At 29.7% G+C, this 19,608-nt stretch carries 16 protein-coding genes; 10 read left to right on the forward strand and 6 right to left on the reverse strand.

The window, feature by feature from the left end; all coding sequences use genetic code 11:
• Positions 1-270: 270 nt before the first annotated feature.
• A complete protein-coding gene (locus tag EG240_RS06880) occupies positions 271-1,119 on the forward strand; it encodes a hypothetical protein (RefSeq protein ID WP_125018662.1) in 849 nt (282 codons plus the stop codon).
• A gap of 80 nt (positions 1,120-1,199) precedes the next feature.
• Here EG240_RS06880 and EG240_RS06885 read toward each other — a convergent pair whose 3' ends face one another.
• The gene (locus EG240_RS06885; RefSeq protein ID WP_125018663.1) at positions 1,200-1,640 is read right to left on the reverse strand and encodes a hypothetical protein; all 441 of its coding nucleotides are present in this window, start codon (positions 1,638-1,640) and stop codon (positions 1,200-1,202) included.
• Positions 1,641-1,912: 272 nt separating this feature from the next.
• Entirely contained in the window at positions 1,913-2,920 is a 1,008-nt protein-coding gene (locus EG240_RS06890; RefSeq protein WP_125018664.1) for a helix-turn-helix transcriptional regulator, read from the reverse strand.
• Between the two features lie 239 nt (positions 2,921-3,159).
• On the opposite strand from EG240_RS06890, the gene EG240_RS06895 reads away from it, so the two are divergent.
• The 3 genes from EG240_RS06895 to EG240_RS06905 are packed head-to-tail and all read left to right on the forward strand — an operon-like array spanning position 3,160 to position 6,389.
• Complete coding sequence (locus EG240_RS06895; RefSeq protein ID WP_158612000.1) at positions 3,160-3,939, forward strand: nucleotidyltransferase domain-containing protein; 780 nt, start codon at positions 3,160-3,162, stop codon at positions 3,937-3,939.
• Entirely contained in the window at positions 3,908-4,966 is a 1,059-nt protein-coding gene (locus tag EG240_RS06900; RefSeq protein WP_125018666.1) for a nucleotidyltransferase domain-containing protein, read from the forward strand. The genes EG240_RS06895 and EG240_RS06900 overlap by 32 nt, the downstream gene beginning before the upstream one ends.
• Before the next feature lies 1 nt (position 4,967).
• A complete protein-coding gene (locus tag EG240_RS06905) occupies positions 4,968-6,389 on the forward strand; it encodes an RtcB family protein (RefSeq protein ID WP_125018667.1) in 1,422 nt (473 codons plus the stop codon).
• A gap of 33 nt (positions 6,390-6,422) precedes the next feature.
• Here the strand turns inward: EG240_RS06905 and EG240_RS06910 are convergent, their stop codons facing one another.
• Complete coding sequence (locus EG240_RS06910; protein WP_125018668.1) at positions 6,423-7,031, reverse strand: hypothetical protein; 609 nt, start codon at positions 7,029-7,031, stop codon at positions 6,423-6,425.
• Between the two features lie 193 nt (positions 7,032-7,224).
• Between EG240_RS06910 and EG240_RS06915 the strand changes: the two genes are divergently transcribed.
• From EG240_RS06915 to EG240_RS06940, 6 genes are all read left to right on the forward strand, one after another.
• On the forward strand, positions 7,225-8,697 hold the full coding sequence (locus EG240_RS06915; RefSeq protein ID WP_125018669.1) for a hypothetical protein: 1,473 nt from the start codon (positions 7,225-7,227) through the stop codon (positions 8,695-8,697).
• Positions 8,698-8,759: 62 nt separating this feature from the next.
• Positions 8,760-9,005, forward strand: a complete 246-nt coding sequence (locus tag EG240_RS06920) for a gliding motility-associated C-terminal domain-containing protein (RefSeq protein ID WP_262674644.1) — start codon at positions 8,760-8,762, stop codon at positions 9,003-9,005.
• A gap of 3 nt (positions 9,006-9,008) precedes the next feature.
• On the forward strand, positions 9,009-10,796 hold the full coding sequence (locus tag EG240_RS06925; protein WP_125018671.1) for a gliding motility-associated C-terminal domain-containing protein: 1,788 nt from the start codon (positions 9,009-9,011) through the stop codon (positions 10,794-10,796).
• A gap of 5 nt (positions 10,797-10,801) precedes the next feature.
• On the forward strand, positions 10,802-12,574 hold the full coding sequence (locus tag EG240_RS06930; RefSeq protein ID WP_125018672.1) for a T9SS type B sorting domain-containing protein: 1,773 nt from the start codon (positions 10,802-10,804) through the stop codon (positions 12,572-12,574).
• A 3-nt stretch (positions 12,575-12,577) separates the two neighbouring features.
• Complete coding sequence (locus EG240_RS06935; RefSeq protein WP_125018673.1) at positions 12,578-14,932, forward strand: gliding motility-associated C-terminal domain-containing protein; 2,355 nt, start codon at positions 12,578-12,580, stop codon at positions 14,930-14,932.
• A 180-nt stretch (positions 14,933-15,112) separates the two neighbouring features.
• The gene (locus tag EG240_RS06940; protein ID WP_158612001.1) at positions 15,113-16,429 is read left to right on the forward strand and encodes a T9SS type B sorting domain-containing protein; all 1,317 of its coding nucleotides are present in this window, start codon (positions 15,113-15,115) and stop codon (positions 16,427-16,429) included.
• A gap of 149 nt (positions 16,430-16,578) precedes the next feature.
• Here EG240_RS06940 and EG240_RS06945 read toward each other — a convergent pair whose 3' ends face one another.
• From EG240_RS06945 to istA, 3 genes are read right to left on the reverse strand one after another with little or no spacing between them, the layout of a single operon-like run.
• Entirely contained in the window at positions 16,579-17,124 is a 546-nt protein-coding gene (locus EG240_RS06945) for a transposase (RefSeq protein WP_235830342.1), read from the reverse strand.
• Positions 17,125-17,182: 58 nt separating this feature from the next.
• Positions 17,183-17,920 (reverse strand): IS21-like element helper ATPase IstB, encoded by a 738-nt coding sequence (istB, locus tag EG240_RS06950; RefSeq protein ID WP_125018675.1) that lies wholly within the window; start codon positions 17,918-17,920, stop codon positions 17,183-17,185.
• Positions 17,921-17,944: 24 nt separating this feature from the next.
• Positions 17,945-19,537, reverse strand: coding sequence for an IS21 family transposase (istA, locus tag EG240_RS06955; protein ID WP_235830343.1), 1,593 nt, complete (start codon positions 19,535-19,537; stop codon positions 17,945-17,947).
• Between the last annotated feature and the right edge of the window lie 71 nt (positions 19,538-19,608).

The raw sequence follows: 19,608 nt of genomic DNA on the forward strand, positions 1-19,608 counted from the left end.
TGTTTGTTTTGTTGATGTTAAAAGAAATTTTATTATTTTTAGAATAATTCTTTTTAAGAAATTTATGTATAAAATATTCTTACTGTTTTTAGCTTCATTTTTCTTTTTTTTTGTAAAAAAGAAAAGTTTAATCAAGATGTTGATGATTTTCAAAGTGAATTAAGACCCTCCTTAAAAAGTCTTTTAGGTGATAATTACTTACCTTCAAGAGATACTGTTGCAAGAAGTTTCCTTACAAAACACGCAACGATTCAAGATTTAGAAAAATTGATGGATTGTAAATATCCAATGTTACGTATTATTGCTTATCAAACAATAGTAGATAGACAGGAATATGAGTATTTTAATCTGCTTTTAAATCATTTATCCGATACTGCTCGTGTTAAATTTTGGTTTGATGAAGATATTTTAAATAATAGCCAAATTTCGAGTTTAATGATTATGAAAGCAAATGAAGATAATGGATTATCTCCAATTCAAAAGAAACAATTGATTAGAACAGTTTTGTTGCAACATCCATATTTAGATATTTCTAATTCTATGATTCGTGATATTGAACCTGATGAAGAGTTTTATGAGTTAATAAAAAATCGAGCAATATCTTATACTCAAGATTGTAATAAACAGCTTATAAATTCTTTTGCATTAAGTAAATTTAATAAAAAAGAAGATGTAAATTTTCTTAATCAAGTTTTTAGTAAGAAATATGAAGAGCGATATTGTTTAATTTGGGTTTTTAAAGGAATTGAACAATTTCCAGATGATAGATTTTATAAAATATTACAAGATTATTATAACGAAAACTATGAGAATTTAGTTAGTGAAGATTATGTAGATGAGGATATTATTTTGTATTTAACTAGAGCAATTGCTGCATACCAAAATACAGAAGCTTTAAAATTATTACAAAATATAGAAAAAATGAATTCACAATTTGGAGATTCTAAAGCAAGGATAAAAAATAATAAATTTATTTATAAAGCAATGTTGATTAATTATGATACCATTTATAAAGATTACTTGAATAAAATGGAATTGCAATTTGATGATTTTTACTCAAAATATACTAGATATTCTGGTAAAGATTTAAGAGAATATAATGATAAACCAAAGTGGTAATATTAGAACTTTAATAAAAAATTCTATTTACTGATATATATAAAAAAGGAAATTTCAATATCGAAATTTCCTTTTTACGTTTAATTAAAAATTATAGGTTTGTTCGTTTTTGGTATTTTTATAATATGAAACGGTTGGCTAATCACAGTCGTAGAATAGATCGTTAATTCTTTTGCTATTTGAATGTTGTTTGTATTTTCCATAACATTGATGATGCTGATTTGTGAACCAGATGTTTTAACTTCATCAACTACAGCAATCACTGTAAACGCTGTAAAATCGATTTCAGTTTCATTAAAAGTTCCACTTACATCATTAATCGCATTAACCTGAATTAAGAAATTATTCCAATCCGTTTCATTATTAAAAACAAAATTTGATTGCGGAATATTCTCGCCTCCATGAAGGGTGTTTTTTCCAACGGTAGTAAATTGCACATCGTTTGCAATTACATCATTATCATCGTTTGAACAAGCTGTTAGAACAAACAATGAAAGCACTAAGTAAATTAAGTTTTTCATTTGTTTCGCTTTTTAAATTCATCAAAAATTTTTTAAGATTGTTTTTTTATCAATTAAACCGATCCAATTTATATGTGTTGAATATTTTGTTTTTATAACATTTAGAACTACTATTTTTTAATTATTGATTGGGTTTGTTTTAAAAATGAAAATTAATTTTTTGTATTTGTAATATTTTTATGTTGTTATAAATCAAGTAAATGTAAATATTTTTTTAATTCAAAAAGCATTATGATGTTTTTTGTGCTAGTATTCTTATTTTATTTTTTACATCAGAATTTCAAAAAACTTTTAGTAATTCTTCTTTGAATCTGTTGTTTCAAACGTTTAGGGCCAAGGATTTCGATGTTTTCTCCAAATCCTAAAATTTCACGTTCTAATTCAAAATTCGGAATTACATCTATTCGAATAATCAAACCATTTTCACCATTTTCAATAATTTGTTGTGTGTGATGTAGCGGTTTTGTAATGACATAAGGCGCATTTCGAGAGTCAAACTTTAGAATGATTTTCTGTGGACGGTCTTTTTCACTTCTTGTTACGCCAATGCATTCGCTATAATATCGTTCAAAATCGATTTCTACGTTTTCTTTAAATAATTTACTATCAAGTTCATAAAAAGCTTCAATTCGGTCTAAAGCCAGAGTAATTAAAAGCTTCCCTTTGTTGCTTCTACAAATTAAAAACCAACGATTTCGGTATTCTTTTAAAAGAAACGGATGATAAATATCTTTTCTAGCTTCTTCGGATTTAAAAGATTTATATTCTATTAAAAGTGGTCTTTTGTGTAAAATCGCTTGATATAATCCATTTAAATGTTCAATTCCTTTTAGTTGTTTATTGTCTTCAAACTGAATGTGATTTGGTGTTTTTAGTGTTGATTTGTAAATGTTATTTTCCAATTTTGCTATCAATTCCGTCATTTCATCAAAAAACTGAAAACCGTTAAATTGTTTTAATAACGAAACAATTTCTTTCATTTTATCTACATCTTCGTCTTTTATAGGTGAATTTGTAATGGAATAGTTCTTATCGCTATAAACATAAAATTTTCTGTCTTCTACAACAATCGGTGCGTTATATCCCAATTTATCACTTCTCATAAATTGAATATCTCCTTGAATGGTTCGTTTGCTAACTCCTGTTGTAATTCCTTCGAATTCATAAAGTGCATCGGAAACCTTTTCTATTAAATCTTCCAAAGTCCATTTTCTGTATTTGTTTTTTAAACATTCATCAATGGTTTTGTATCGAATTAATGCGGATTTGTTGGTTGCCATACTTTTTCTGATTGATTTTCATACAAATATAAAACTTTATTGCGCAATATATCTGCGTACTTATACTAATAAATTTGCTGAATGAAATATTACAAATGTTTAATGCATTGATTTTTAGTTTTTTGGTTTAAATAATAAAAATATTTTTTATCTACGTATTTATACTACGCACTTGTGTATGCATCTTTGTAATGTTCAGAACGAGTAGATTATTTAAAAATCAAATAAAACAAATACTTATGAAAAAAATCATACAGAATAAATTAAAAGAAATAGAACAAGAATATGATATAAAAATACTTTTTGCTCTTGAATCTGGAAGTCGCGCTTGGGGATTTCCTTCAATGGATAGCGATTTTGATGTTCGATTTATTTACGTGCGTAAGCTTGAAGATTATCTGCGTATCAATTCCAAAAATGAATTTCTCGATTTTCCTATAAATGACGAACTGGATATCAATGGTTGGGATTTACGCAAGTTTTTAAAGCACCTTTATGCTTCAAATGCAACTCCGTTTGAATGGATGCAATCACCAATTTTTTATACAAGGCAAGAAGAGTATTATAATTCAATTTTACAGTTATTACCTGATTTTTTTTGTCAACAAACTGTTGTTCATCATTATTTAGGATTGGTAAAAAAACAAATTCTACAGCTAAATTCAGAACAAATAAAATTGAAAACTTTCTTTTATGTGATTCGTTCTTTATTATCAGCTAAATATTGTTTAAAAATGAATCATTATCCACCAATGCAAATTGATAAACTATTGTTTTTGGTTGAAGATGATTCTTTAAGAGCCGAAATTATTGATTTAATTGAAATAAAAGGGAAAGGTGTTGAAAGCGATTTTATACAATTAAGTACTGTGTTGTTTTTGTACTTACACGATTTGTATCGTGAAATTTCAACGGCATCAAAAACGAAACGAAAAGGAGCTTTCAATGAAGATTTATTAGAATCAAACTATTTAAAACTGGTCACAAATGCTAACGATAGATTTTTTAAAACAACATAATTTAATACTTTTTGAATGTGTGTCAGGAAGTAGAGCTTATGGTTTGGCGACAGAGAATTCAGATACCGATATACGTGGTGTTTTTTATTTACCTAAAGATTTATTTTACGGATTAGAATACATTCCGCAAGTAAGCAATGAAACCAATGATATCGTTTATTACGAATTAGGAAGATTTATAGAATTGCTTTCAAAAAACAATCCGAATATATTAGAGATGCTCGCAACTCCGGAAAAACATATTTTGGTTAAACACCAATTGATGAAAGAAATTAAGATGGAAAATTTTTTGTCAAAATTGATAAAAGATACGTTTGTAGGTTATGCTTTTTCGCAAATAAAAAAAGCTACAGGTTTGAATAAGAAAATGTTTGAGCCGATGGATAAGAAACGTAAATCGATTTTGGATTTTTGTTATATTTTAGTGGATAACGAATCGATTTTGTTTTCAGATTGGCTGAAAATGAATTCTAAAAATCAATCCGATTTTGGTTTAACTAAAATTCCACATTTTAAAGATATGTATCATTTGTTTGAATCGAACGCTAATGTTCAATATCGTGGAATTGTTAGTGATGATAACGTGAATGATGTGCAAATGAGTTCGATTTCAAAATCCGATAAATCCATTTCAATGTTAATGTTTCATCGAGATGCATATTCATCGTATTGTAAAAAATACCGTGAATATTGGGATTGGATGGAAAAGCGAAATGAAGAACGCTATCAAAATAATGCAAACCATAAGAAAGGGTATGATGCCAAAAATATGATGCACACGATTCGTTTACTCGAAATGGCTTTAGGAATTTTAAAAGAAAATAAATTAAATATAGAAGTTTCGAATAGAGAGGAACTTCTAAGAATTAAATCTGGATTTTATACTTATGATGAAGTTTTAGCTAAAGCCGAAAATTTGATGAACGAAATTTCTCAATATGCTGAGCAAACATCATTTCAAGAAAAGCCCAATATGGAATTAGTTGAAAAATTAGTCGTAAATCTAAGATTAAAAATATATAATTAAAATGAAAAAAATATCTGGAAAAGACTTATTGCGAATAGGTTTTGAAGAAAATATAATTTTAGGTACCGTTTTACAATTTTGTGAAAACTACCAAGGAAATTTAAATAAAGGTGAAGTTTTATCTCAATTAAAAAAGATGGTTGAAACACCTGAATTTACACCGAAAGAATCCGAATTTTATGATTTAGCTCAGCAAATCATACAATTGCAAAAATCCTTAGAAACAGATGTTATTCCGTTAAATGAATCGCCAACAGAATTTCAGATTTTCGGAGGCGAACATATCGAAGAAGGTGCTTTAAAACAAATGCAAACTGCAATCAAATTACCCGTTTCGGTAGCAGGTGCATTAATGCCCGATGCGCATCAAGGTTATGGATTGCCAATTGGCGGAGTTTTAGCAACTAAAAATGCGATAATTCCTTATGGCGTTGGCGTTGATATTGGTTGTCGAATGGCACTTTCGGTTTACAATATTGATGAATTGTTTTTCTTAGAAAATCAAGCTAAGTTTAAACGTGAATTAATTGCTCAATCAAATTTTGGTGCCGGAAATGGTTTTCGAGGTCAATACAAATCAGACCATGAAGTTTTGGAAAACAAGTTATTTCAGGAAAATGATTTGTTGCGAAACTTAAAAGATAAAGCTTGGGCACAATTGGGAAGTTCGGGTGGTGGAAATCATTTTGTTGAATTCGGAATTATTGAATTTGCAGAACGTGATGAGGTTTTAAATATTGATAAAGGAACTTATGTAGCTCTGTTAACGCATTCTGGTTCTCGCGGTTTTGGCGCAACCATTGCTGGTCATTATACACAATTAGCCAAGAAAATTTGTAAGCTTCCGCAAGAAGCAAAGAATTTAGCTTATTTCGATTTAAACTCAACTGAAGGTCAAGAATATTGGTTGGCAATGAATTTAGCTGGAGATTACGCATCGGCCTGTCATCAAATCATACATCAAAAAATGGCGAAAGCTTTGGGAGCTGAAGTTTTAGCAACTGTGGAGAACCACCATAATTTTGCTTGGAAAGAAACTTGGAATGGGGAAGAAGTGATTGTTCATCGAAAAGGTGCAACTCCGGCGAGTAAAGATGTAATGGGAATTATTCCTGGTTCCATGACCGCACCTGGATTTTTAGTTCGTGGAAAAGGAAATACTGAGGCTATTCAATCTGCTTCTCACGGAGCTGGACGACAAATGAGTCGAACACAAGCTAAAAAAGAAATTTCGACTTCGGATTTTAAATCGATTTTAAAAGATCATAATGTTACTTTAATTGGAGCAGGTTTAGACGAAGCGCCAATGGCATATAAAGATATTCATCAAGTTATGGAAGCGCAAAAAGATTTGGTTGATGTGGTTGCAAAATTCACTCCTAAAATGGTTCGAATGGCTGATGACGGAAGTAGAGAAGATTAATAATTTTAAGTTTAAACAGTTGTAGATTTTATTTTACAACTGTTTTTTTATTCCATATTCAATTCCAGCTTGCTCGAATAAATCTTTTAGTAAAGAAAGTTTTTCACCGCAATTGATATTTAGATCCACTTTAAAACTATCCTTTTTATAGCGATTACATTCAAAGCAAATTTCAATGAATTCAAACAATTGGTTGTTTTCATCGAAAAACAAAATAGCATTTCTTGGTCTATAACAATTTGCACCCCACCGCAATAATGCATCTTTATGATTGTTTCCGAAGTTGTAAATTAAATCCGTAAATTCATTTTTTTGAGTTTCTGAAAGTTCAACTTTTTCGTTAAACATTTCAGGGTTGTATTTTGATTTATTCTTTTTTAAAAAGGCAAAATAAATTTGCATTATTTCTCCAACTACATATCTTTCTTGTTCTTCATCTCTTTCGTATTCAAATAAATCTAGCTTTTTAAGATCATCATCAAAAGAAGTAAACAGAATTTTTGATGCTTTATCAAAAGGATATCTATAATTACGATCTTCAACTGATAAATCATCAACTCTAAAACAGTTTTCTAAATCTTCTTGGCAAGTTCCTATTTGTGAAATAAAAAATAGGAGAAATATCAAAATTATATTCTTCATAAATAGATTCTTAAAAATGTAAAAATAACAATTATTTTAGTGTTAGATGTGTTAGTGTGATTTATGAAGTTTTATCTATTAATAATAAATAATATATTTCTTTTTTTAATTAAATATTGTTAAAATTTAACTTTTTGTTTTATATATTTAGCAAAATGGTATATTTATAAAAAATACATTTTTATTAAAGCTTATGAAAAAACTTCTATTTTTACTATCTATATTTTCTTTAAGTCAAACAAAAGCGCAGCAAAATTTGGTTTTAAATCCAAGTTTTGAAGATACTTCTGGACCTCTTAGTTGTTCAGTTTATGCTTTAGGGCAAGCAAGCCCAATTCAAAACTGGAAAGCTGGTTCCTATGCTAGTCCTGATTTTTATAGCTCTACTTTAGCTTTAAACTGTCATCTACATCCTTTAAATCCTAATTTTGCTAATCAACCTCCATTAACTGGTAATAATTATGCTGGAATTGTTAATGAAGAATCATATTATGAACCTCAATATCGTGAATATATAAGAGGTAAATTATCAGAGCCTTTACAAATAGGTGTTACTTATAGAGTTCAATTTTATATTTGCTTGGGAAATCTTAGTACGGCCGGAAGTAATAATATTGGAGTAAAATTTATAAATGATGCAAGTACACTTAGTTTTAATCCTACAATAATTCCGTTGCAACCAGAGTTAAACTATTCAGGAGCTCCTTTTACTGATTATAATAATTGGACTTTACTTTCTTTTACTTATAGTCCAACTGTGTCAAATTTAGATGGATTCATTATTGGAAATTTTTTTCCCGATGACGAAACTAGTTTTGAAATGTTAACTTCTACTTCTTTGAGAAGATTTTATCTCTTAATTGATGATGTATCTATTTTTGATATACAAATCAATTTTAATATTCCAAATGAAATATGTCAAGGTGATGAATTGGTTTTGCCAAATGTTTCAGAAAATGGAGTTGAAGGAATTTGGACTCCAACAATAAATAATCAACAAACAACGACTTATACTTTTACTCCAATTGATTCTAATCTTGAGTCCTTTGAAAAAACAATTGTTGTTAACCCTACATTAGTACCTGATTTTGATGAGATTGGACCATTTTGTGATGAAATTCCAAATATAACTGAGTTACCTAGTATTTCAAATAATGGTATTGTGGGCGTTTGGTCACCTGTTTTTAATCCAAACCAAACAGGTATTTATACTTTTACACCAAATGAGGAGCTTTGTGTAGAAGTTGTAACAATGAAAGTTATAGTTGATAAAACACCTACTTTTGATCCTATTGAACCATTTTGCGAAATAGATGAAAATTTTAGTTTACCGTCCATTTCCACAAACGGAATTTCAGGAAGTTGGAGCCCAGCATTCGATCCATACAATTCACAAACTTATACTTTTACAAGAGATTCGGGAGATTGTATGCAAGAGACAACCTTGGATGTTGTACTTTATCCACAATTAAAATTTGAGTTTTTTTCTTATTGTAATGATGATACTTATTTTGTTGAATTAATTGCAAATAATTTTTCGTTATCAGAAATTACAAATATTCAATGGTTAATCAATAATTCTTCTATTTCAGAAACTGGAAATAAAATCAATCTTTCTGATTATTCACATTTATTACAAGAAGTAAATACCATTGAAATCATTTAACGGATTCTAACGATTGTTTACATACAAAGGAAATTCAAGTATTTGGAAAAGATTTCTGTAAAATTCAAAAAGGTATTTCACCAAATGGAGATGGTTTAAACGAATATTTTGATTTGGTTTCTTTTGGAGGCGTTGATTTAAAAATATTTAATCGTTATGGAAGCGTAGTTTACGAAAAATCAAACTACAAAAATGAATGGAATGGTCAATCTAAAACAGGAAAACAACTACCAAGCGGAACGTATTTTTATCAGATTCAAACCAATATCGGTGAGCAATTTACAGGTTATATTCAACTAACATATTAACTTATGAAAAAACTTCTATTTTTTCTATCTATATTTTCATTAACTCAATCTAATGCGCAGCAAAATTTAGTTTTAAATCCAAGTTTTGAAAATTCTATTTCACCAATTAATTGTGGACTAATTGTTGGAGAAGACAATGCAATAGTGGATTGGAGATCAGGTTCTTTAACTACACCAGATTTAATAAGTTCTCTTTTTGATACAAACTGTAACAATGGAATATCAAATGTTTTTGCTTTTAATCAAGGTCCTAAAACCGGAAATCATTGTGTAGGAACAATTAATATTTTTTCCACAAATGTTAACAATAAATATAGAGAATATATTAGAGGTAAGCTATCGCAAGATTTAATTCCTGGAATTATTTATCAGATTGAATTTTATGTCTGTTTATCTTCTTCAAATAAGGGAAGTGCTGGTATGAATAATATTGGTTTGAAGTTTATTAACGATAATGAACTTATTTATCAAACAGTTCAACAAGTTCAAGTGGTTCCTGACGTGAACTATTCGGATCTTCCAATTGTTGATAGAGAAAATTGGACTTTGTTATCATTTACTTATATTCCAACAACAATTGGTTTAAATGCATTTTTAATAGGTAACTTTTTAAGTGATGAAGACACTGGTATTCAGTTAGTTGACACCGTTGGGTATCAAGTTAATTATTTGTTGTACGATGATATTAACATCTATGTATTAGTTCCAATTTTTAATTTTATTGAAGAGATATGTGAAGGAGATGTAATTGAGTTATCTAATGTTTCAGATAATGGTGTTTCAGGTAGCTGGTCTCCTGCTCCAAATAATCTAGAAACAACAACTTATGTATTTACGCCAGATAATCCACTACTAGAACAGATTCAAAAAACAATAATTGTTAAACCTAATTTAATTCCAGAATTTGATGAATTTGGTCCGTATTGTGATGAAATTCCAAATTTCACGAACTTACCAACAATTTCAAATAATGGAGTAGAAGGAACTTGGTCTCCAGCTTTTAATCCAAATCAAACGTCAACTTATACGTTTGTTCCTATCGATATGCAATGTAATGAATCAATTACTAAAACAATAGTGATTGAAAAAACACCTACTTTCGATCCAATTGATCCATTTTGTGAAGTTGATTTAAATTTTAGTTTACCAACAATTTCTACGAACGGGATTTCAGGAACTTGGTCACCTGAGTTTGATCCGTACAATTCACAGACTTATACATTTACAAGAGATTCTGGAGATTGTTTACGAGAGGTTACTTTGGATGTGGTTGTTTATCCGCAATTAAATTTTGATTTTAATCTGTTTTGTGATAATTCAGAATATTATATTGAATTCATTCCAAATAATTTTTCGTTATCTGAAATTACAAATATTCAATGGTTAATCAATAATTCTTCTATTTCTGAAACAGGAAATAAAATCAATTTATCTGATTATTCAAATTTATTACAAGAAGTTAATACCATTGAAATCATTTTTACAGATTCGAATGATTGTTTACATACAAAGGAAATTCAAATATTAGGAAAAGATTTCTGTAAAATTCAAAAAGGAATTTCTCCAAACGGAGATGGTTTAAACGAATATTTAGATTTGGTTTCTTTTGGAGGCGTTGATTTAAAAATATTTAATAGATACGGAAGTGTAGTTTACGAAAAATCAAACTACAGAAATGAATGGAAAGGACAATCTAATTCAGGTAAAGATTTACCAAGCGGAACTTATTTTTATCAGATTCAAACCAAGATTGGAGAAGAGTTTACAGGTTATATTCAATTAACATACTAGAGCTTATGAAAAAACTATTACTATTAATTTCAATGTTTGTATTAAATCAAACAAATGCACAACAAAATTTAGTTTTAAATCCGAGTTTTGAAAATATGAGCGGAGTTTTGAATTGCTCTTTTTATGGAGGTCAAATACTTCCAGTGCTAAATTGGAGTTCAGGTAATACTGCAACTACTGATTTTTATAGTTCAACTTTAGCAATTAGTTGTCAAATGCATCCATTAAATCCAATCACAGCGTTTCAACAACCAAGAACTGGGAATAATTATATGGCATTTACTAATGGATTAGGTGAAAGTAATTATCGTGAATATGTTAGAGGTCGTTTATCGCAAGCTTTAGTTGTTGGTACAATTTATAATATTGAGTTTTATGTTTGTTTGACAAACTATGCTAATACAGGCATGAATAATATTGGATTAGCTTTTATCAATAATACAGAACCAATTTTCCCTATTATTACAACAATTCCTTTGGTTCCAGATGTTAACTATTCTGGTTCGCCAATTACCGATAGAGACAATTGGACGTTATTATCTTTTCAATATACTGCTACAACTCCAAATTTGAATGCTTTTATTATTGGTAATTTTTTTGAATCTGCAGATACAAATCATCAAGTCATTGACAACGAAGGTTATTTGGAAGCTTATTATATAATAGACGATGTTTCGATTTCTGAAGCTGTTCTTGTTTTTGATATTGAAGAATTAATTTGCCAAGGAGATGATTTAATTTTGCCAACTACTTCTCAAGATGGTTTTGTCGGAACTTGGTCTCCTGCTCCAAACAATCAAGAAACCACAACTTATACTTTTACTCCAAATCAAGTTGGATTACCAAATTATGAAATTACAATTGTAGTTAAACCAGTTGTGATTCCCGAATTTGATGATTTTGGTCCATATTGTGATGAGGTTCCAAATATTACAGCTTTGCCAACTATTTCGAACAATGATATTGAAGGTACTTGGAGTCCGATTTTTAATCCAAATCAGACAACTACTTACACGTTTACACCAAACGATACTAAATGTGTTGAAACAATCACTAAAAAAATTATTGTAGATAAAAATCCAACATTTGATGTCATTGAACCTTTTTGTGAAATAGATTTAAATTTTAGTTTACCATCCATTTCCACAAACGGAATTTCAGGAACTTGGTCTCCAGATTTTGATCCGTATAATTCGCTGACTTATACATTTACAAGAGATTCGGGAGATTGTATGCAAGAAACAACCTTGGATGTTGTAGTTCATCCACAATTAAAATTTGAGTTATTTTCTTATTGTAATGATGATGAATTTTTTGTAGAAATTATTACAAACAATTTTTCCTTTACAGAAATTACAAATATTCAATGGTTGATCAATAATTCTTCTATTTCTGAAACGGATAGTAAAATCAATTTATCTGATTATTCAAATTTATTACAAGAAATAAATACTATCGAAATCATATTTACAGATTCAAATGATTGTTTGCACACAAAAGAAATCCAAGTATTAGGAAAAAATTTCTGTAAAATACAAAAAGGAATTTCTCCAAACGGAGATGGTTTAAACGAATATTTAGATTTAGTTTCTTTCGGAGGAGTTGATTTAAAAATATTTAATAGATACGGAAGCGTAGTTTATGAAAAATCAAATTACAAAAACGAATGGCATGGTCAAACTAATTCTGGTAAAAATTTACCAACTGGAACGTATTTTTATCAGATTCAAACTAATATCGGAGAACAATTTACAGGTTACATTCATTTAACTTATTAAATTATGAAAAAACTATTACTTTTATTATCCATATTTTCTTTATTTCAAGCAAATGCGCAACAAAATTTGGTTTTGAATCCGAGTTTTGAACAAACAAATGGGATTTTGAATTGTGACTACTATCAGACTAATTATTTTCCATTAGTGGATTGGCAAACAGTTGCATTAACAAGTCCTGATTTGATTTCAAATACGCTTAATGCTGCCTGCGTTACTTCATCTCTTCATACATCTACTACTTTTGAACCACCTTTTGCAGGAAATAATTATATAGCTCTTTTAAATTTTCAACCTAATCTGAATTCTGAACGTTTTTATAGAGAATATATAAGAGGGAAAATATCTCAGCCATTGCAACCTGGTATTCCTTATAAAATTGTTTTTAATGTTTGTTTGGGCAATCGTTCTAATGTAGGAATGAATAAATTAGGCATAAAATTTATAAACAATTTATCTGTAATCAGTGTTACTCCAGGAGATCCAATAGTTTTTTTAGATGCAGATGCTATATCAAGTGCTTCTATTTCCAATTTGAATAATTGGTATCAAATTACTTTAGATTATACTCCAACTGTTACAAATTTAGACGCTTTTTTTATCGGTATTTTTTCCGATGATCCATACATTTCTAATATACCAGCAGTCCAGGTTTATGGTGTTAGTACAGCTTATATTTTAATAGATGACATAAAAGTTTATTCTAATTTTCTGCCTGAATTTAATTTACAAAATATTATATGCAAAGGTACACCATTGACACTTCCTACAGTTTCAACTAATGGTATTTCTGGAACTTGGTCTCCAGCTCCAAATAATCAACAAACAACAACATATGTTTTTACACCTAATAATCCAATTTATGGAACCTATACGAAGACAATTGTTGTTGCAAATCAAATGCTTCCAACTTTCACTCAAATTAGTTATTTTTGTGAAGTTGCAGAAATAGATGGATTACCTACAATTTCTAATAATGGGTTGGAAGGGGTTTGGACTCCAGAATTTAATTCTTACCAGACAACTACATATACTTTTATACCTAATTTACCTTGTGCACTTAACACGGAAATGATTGTAAGGGTTGGTATTACACCTGAGTTTTCCCCTATTGGACCATTTTGTGGACAAGCAACAATTACAAGTCTACCAACAGTTTCTAATAATGGTGTTACAGGAACTTGGAGTCCAGCTTTTGACCCAACTCAAACACGAACTTATTCATTTTTGCCTAGTACGAATATATGTCCAGTAGGATTACATATTGTTGTTGAACAAGTTCCTATATTTGATCAAATTGAACCATTTTGTGAAATAGATTTAAATTTTAATTTACCAACTGTTTCTGCAAATGGAGTTACTGGAACGTGGAGTCCTGCCTTTAATCCATATCAAACTACAACATATACTTTTGTGTCAGATTCTTCTTGTGGATTGTCTGCAGAAATGACAATAATTATTAGTGAAAAAGCAGAATTCATACAAATAGGACCTTTTTGTGATGTTGCAGATATAGAAAGCCTGCCTACTGTTTCTAACAATGGAATTTCTGGAACTTGGAGTCCAGTATTTAATCCAAATCAAACAACAATTTATACGTTTACACCTAATGAAGCTTTCTGTTCCGAAACTGTTACTATGGAAGTTGTGATTGAAAAAACACCTACTTTCGATCCAATTGATCCATTTTGTGAAGTTGATTTAAATTTTAGTTTACCAACCATTTCTACAAACGGAATTTCAGGAACTTGGTCTCCTGATTTTGACCCGTATAATTCACAGAATTATACATTTACAAGAGATTCTGGAGATTGTTCGAAGCAGATAACTTTAGATGTGGTTGTTTATCCGCAATTAAAATTAGATTTTAATTTTTATTGTGAGAATAATGAATATTATGTTGAATTCATTCCAAATAATTTTTCATTAACAGATATTATTGATATTAATTGGTTAATCAATAATTCTTCTATTTCTGAAACTGGAAATAAAATCAATCTTTCTGATTATTCAAATTTATTACTAGAACTAAATACCATTGAAATCATTTTTACAGATTCGAATGATTGTTTACATACAAAGGAAATTCAAATATTAGGAAAAGATTTCTGTAAAATTCAAAAAGGTATTTCGCCAAACGGAGATGGTCTAAACGAATATTTAGATTTGGTTTCTTTTGGAGGCGTTGATTTAAAAATATTTAATCGTTATGGAAGCGTAGTTTACGAAAAATCAAACTACAAAAACGAATGGAATGGTCAATCTAATTCTGGTAAAGATTTGCCTACTGGAACTTATTTTTATCTGATTCAAAATAGAAATGGAGAAAAATTTACAGGTTATATTCAATTAACTTTTTGAATTATTATTTACAAATTGATTTTAAAAGAAGAAATTTCTAAATATTGAGATATCTTCTTTTTTTTGTTTTTAAATTGTTAATTTTGTTATGATAAATCAAAAAAACTTATGTTGAAAAAGATATTTTTTTTTCTATGTTTGATTTCCTTTAATCAAGCTTTTTCTCAAAAAAATCTAGTTTTGAATCCTAGTTTTGAAGAAGATAATGGAAAATTACGATGCTATTTTTACCCAAAAGGAAATTTTCCTATGTATAATTGGACTTCGGGAAGCGAAGGTTCAATTGACGCCTTCAGTACAACTTTGTCAACAAAATGTATTATGAATCCATTAAACGATAGTTTTGCTGGACAGAAACCTAGAACGGGGAATAACTTTGTTGGTTTCTCAAATGTTTTTACAGAATCTGTAGATTATCGTGAATATGTTCGTGGAAAATTATCTGAACTTTTGGTTGTCGGTTCTCCTTACGTGATTCAATTTTATGTTTGTTTATCTGATTTTTCAAATACAGCTTCGAACAATATTGGCTTAGTTTTTATCAATGATAAGGATAAAACATTTGCAAACGTTGACCCAATTCCGTTGAAACCAGATGTAAATTATTCGGGTAAACCAATTACAGAAAAAGATAAATGGACCTTGATGAGTTTTGAATTCGTTGCTACCAAACCAAATTTAGACGCTTTTTTGATTGGTAATTTTTTCAGTACAAAGGATACAAATTACCAAATTTTGACCGAAGGAAAACCAGTAGAAACTTATTTGTTACTTGATGATGTAACTATTTATAGAGATGAATTAGTTTTTGATTTGCCAACTCAAGTTTGTAAAGGAGAAATAATTGAATTGCCTAGTATTTCAAAAACTGGATTTGCAGGTTCTTGGAATGCTGAGTTTGATGCTCTAAATTCTAAATCATATGTTTTTACTCAAGATAAAAGCAATCCTAAAAGACAATTTAAAATCGATATTGGAATTACTGAAGGTTTAGATTTTGATTTAATAACTTATTGTCAAAATTATGAGTTTTATATTGAAACGAAATTCAAAGTAACATCAATTTCGCCTATTGTAAGTTATGATTGGACTATTAATAATACCAAAATAGAGAATAAAAGTACGATTCTTAAACTAGCTGATTTTCAAAATTTAATTAAAATTGAAAATAATATCAATGTTACTTTAACAAATGAAGCAGGTTGTAAGATGAGTCGAAATATAATTTTCTCAAATAGAAATTTGTGTAAGATTCAAAAAGAAGTTTCTCCAAATGCAGATGGTTCAAATGATTTTTTAGATTTGAGTTCGTTTGGTGGTGTGGATTTAAAAATTTATAACCGATTTGGAAATGTAGTTTATGAAAATAAAAATTACACAACAGAATGGAGCGGAAAGTTAGATGACAACACTTTATTACCTGTCGGGAATTATATGTATCAAATTCAAAATAAGATAGGGGAAGAGCTTTCTGGTTGGATTCAATTGGCTCATTAGATTTAAATAATTTAATCCTTTATAAAGCTCAAACTAACGAACAAGGAGAGCCTGAAACATATTATTATCATTCAAAAGTGTCCTAAATAAATTTAATGCATAAAATATCCTCCGACTTTAGTAGGTTGCATGTTATATTTCGATAATTTTTAAAAAATAACCCCTTGTATTGATTTTGGAGGTGGTTTTTCTACTTGTTTTAGTGGATTATCAAGCCATTTTTTTAGTTCAATCTTCACAAAGAGGTTTAATCTTATAAAAGCCACTAAATTGGATAGATGCCAATTGAATTTTGATTGTGCACGTAACGCTTTTAGTATTAAAATAGTAATAAGTACCGTCCATATTTGTATCATTACAGCATTTTCCGAGGTACCAACAAAAGATTTTATATGTAAAAGTTGTTTTAAATCTCTAAAGAATATCTCCACCATCCATCTACTTTTATAAAGCTCACTAATGGTGTTTGTAGTCCAAGTAAATTGGTTAGTAATAAGCTCTATTACTTGCTCATTTTCTTGATCCCATACCGCTACACGTCTCAATTTATTAGGATCTAGTTGTTTTGATTTTTCATTAGTTAAAGTTATAATTTCATCTTTTAGAATATTTAAGTGTCTGTTCTCTGGCTGTAGATTCTGGTGAATGTGACCAGTGTATTCTGGTTTAAAGTGACCAGTGTAAATGAGGTTCAAAACACGGTCAAAAAGTTGTAACTAAAGTACAAAAAATAAGGTGTTATTATTTCGTTTTTTATTTTTTTTCAGTGGTTGCATTTTTCTTTCGAAGTGATTCTCCTTTAAGATCTATTCGCATGGAGTTGTGTACCATTCTATCGAGTATTGCATCAGCAATGGTTTGTTCTCCGATTACATCATGCCACGCACTTACTGGAAGTTGGGAAGCAATAATGGTTGAGCGTTTTCCGTGGCGGTCTTCAATAATTTCCATAAAAAAATCACGTTTATGACTGTCTAATGATTGTAAACCAAAATCATCTAAAATAATAAGATCTTGCTTTTCTATTCGATCTATTTCTTTGTGATACGATCCATCTGCTTTTGCCATTTTCAGTTTCGCAAACAATTTGCCTGCGCTAAAATACATCACTTTATACCCATTCATACAGGCTTTATAACCTATTGCCGAAGCAATAAAACTTTTCCCTACACCTGTTGAACCTGTTACAAGGATGTTTTGTTTCTGTTTGATAAAATCGCAGGAAGTAAGTCTTGCAATGGTGTTTTTATCAAGATTTCTGGTAACGCTTACCGTAATTTCTTCCATATAAGCTTTGTATCGAAATTTTGCTGTGTTTATCAATCGCTCAACTTTTCTGTTTTCTTTATCATCGAACTCCGAATCAATTAAAAAAGCGATTAGTTCATCGTTGGTATAAGAGGCACTTCCTAATTCTAAAGTGCTTGTAAAAGCCCTATGCATTCCATAAAGCTTAAGGTTTTTCATTTTGTCTAAGGTGTTCTGATTCATTTGTTTTCTTTTTAAATTATTTAATTATTCGTAATATTTTCCTCCTCTGATATTTCGGTGTTTTGGTAATTTATTTTCTTGGTAGAAATCATCTTCATGGAATTGATCCAATCCCTTATTTATTATATCTAGAATGCTTTTGTAATTGTATTTTCCATAATCTGCTGCCCGTTTACAAGCATTTTCTAGGCGTATTTCACCAACCTTTTTAGCCAATGATAAGATGCCTGTACACGATTTATAGGATTGTTCGGGATGTTGTTTTTTTTCTAACACTTTAGCTATATAATGCTCTGTATGCTCGCCAATAGTACGAGCCCAACTAATGAACTTGTTCGGATTCCACTCAGATAGATACTGATAAGAAGAAGGGATATGCTCTTTTTTTGTGGTATAACTATGTTTGGCATAAATCCTTTCATGAAAGGCAATTCTTCTTTCTTTGTGATATATTTCTACCACATTTTGACTATACATTAGCTGTACTTTTTTACCGATATAGGCAAAAGGAACACTGTAATAATGTTTATCCTTACCTAAGTATACATGGCTGTTTTTTTGAACTGTACCTCGACTGAAATCTTTAGGCTGATACCGTATTTCGGGTAAAGGCATTAGTTCAGACCGCTCTATTTCTTCAAAAAGTGCTCTACGAGAGATTTTTTCTTTTTTTAAAGGTTGATTATTATGGATTTCTAAAAGCTCGAAAATGGCTTCATTTAGACTTTTTAAGTCAAAAAATTGCTTGTTACGTAAAGGTGCAAATATGCGGCGGTAAACTATTTTTACTGCATTTTCTACTAAAGCCTTATCTTTGGGATGATACGCCCTGGCTGGAAGAATAGTGGTATTGTGATAAAGTGCAAAATCTTGTAAACTATCGGCAATTTCTGGTTCGTAACGATGACTTTTCTTTACCGCCGATTTTAAGTTATCGGGTACAATAGCTGCAGGAACACCTGCGTAAAAGACCAAAGTGTTCACTAAACTTGCTATAAAATCTCCTTTCTTTTGACTTAATGAAGCCTCTACATATGTTAACCTACTTGATCCAAGAATACTTACAAAAACTTCAACTTCTTGTATTTCGCCAGTGTTTCGGTCTATAATAGAAAGTTTTTTACCTGTATAATCCACAAACATCTTATCACCAACCTTGTGTTCCATGTGATAAGAAGGAGTGATTCGTAAACTCCAACTGCGATAATGATGACAAAATTGAGCGTAAGAGTAACCTTCGGGATATTTTTCTTTGTATTCCTGCCAAAGTAAATAGCGCGTTACACCTGTTTTCTTAAGTTCTTTGGATACATAAGGAAAGAAGTTTTTTGCCACACTTTCGCGGCTATCAGGTAAAAGTTCCCGTGTTTCGAACAAATCTTCTACTTCTTCAATACTCAAATCTGATAACTCATCAAAAGTCAATTGATACGCATGAAATAACCCAATGTACTTGCGTACTGTGTTGCGGGAAAGTCCTAAACGATTGCTTATACTTAGTTTGCTTTCTCCGTTGCTGTGAAGTCGTAATAATTGTTTGATTTGCAACATATCTATCTTGTGGTTTGCCATTTTGTTTTTAGCTAAACTAACTTTTTGATATGTTTTAAAAACCATTTTTTACACTGGTCACTTTAACCAGAATAACATGGTCAAGTTAAACCAGAATTAGGTGATCACTTTCACCA

Origin of the sequence: Paenimyroides tangerinum, from assembly GCF_003865405.1 — a bacterium.
Lineage (GTDB): Bacteria > Bacteroidota > Bacteroidia > Flavobacteriales > Flavobacteriaceae > Flavobacterium > Flavobacterium tangerinum.

Coding starts and splice junctions, on each gene's coding strand:
- istA (WP_235830343.1), bottom strand. CDS start 19,537: ATGGTTTTTAAAACATATCAAAAAGTTAGTTTAGCTAAAAACAAAATG.
- EG240_RS06935 (WP_125018673.1), top strand. CDS start 12,578: ATGAAAAAACTATTACTTTTATTATCCATATTTTCTTTATTTCAAGCA.
- istB (WP_125018675.1), bottom strand. CDS start 17,920: ATGAATCAGAACACCTTAGACAAAATGAAAAACCTTAAGCTTTATGGA.
- EG240_RS06895 (WP_158612000.1), top strand. CDS start 3,160: ATGAAAAAAATCATACAGAATAAATTAAAAGAAATAGAACAAGAATAT.
- EG240_RS06905 (WP_125018667.1), top strand. CDS start 4,968: ATGAAAAAAATATCTGGAAAAGACTTATTGCGAATAGGTTTTGAAGAA.
- EG240_RS06900 (WP_125018666.1), top strand. CDS start 3,908: ATGCTAACGATAGATTTTTTAAAACAACATAATTTAATACTTTTTGAA.
- EG240_RS06915 (WP_125018669.1), top strand. CDS start 7,225: ATGAAAAAACTTCTATTTTTACTATCTATATTTTCTTTAAGTCAAACA.
- EG240_RS06910 (WP_125018668.1), bottom strand. CDS start 7,031: ATGAAGAATATAATTTTGATATTTCTCCTATTTTTTATTTCACAAATA.
- EG240_RS06930 (WP_125018672.1), top strand. CDS start 10,802: ATGAAAAAACTATTACTATTAATTTCAATGTTTGTATTAAATCAAACA.
- EG240_RS06885 (WP_125018663.1), bottom strand. CDS start 1,640: ATGAAAAACTTAATTTACTTAGTGCTTTCATTGTTTGTTCTAACAGCT.
- EG240_RS06925 (WP_125018671.1), top strand. CDS start 9,009: ATGAAAAAACTTCTATTTTTTCTATCTATATTTTCATTAACTCAATCT.
- EG240_RS06880 (WP_125018662.1), top strand. CDS start 271: ATGGATTGTAAATATCCAATGTTACGTATTATTGCTTATCAAACAATA.
- EG240_RS06890 (WP_125018664.1), bottom strand. CDS start 2,920: ATGGCAACCAACAAATCCGCATTAATTCGATACAAAACCATTGATGAA.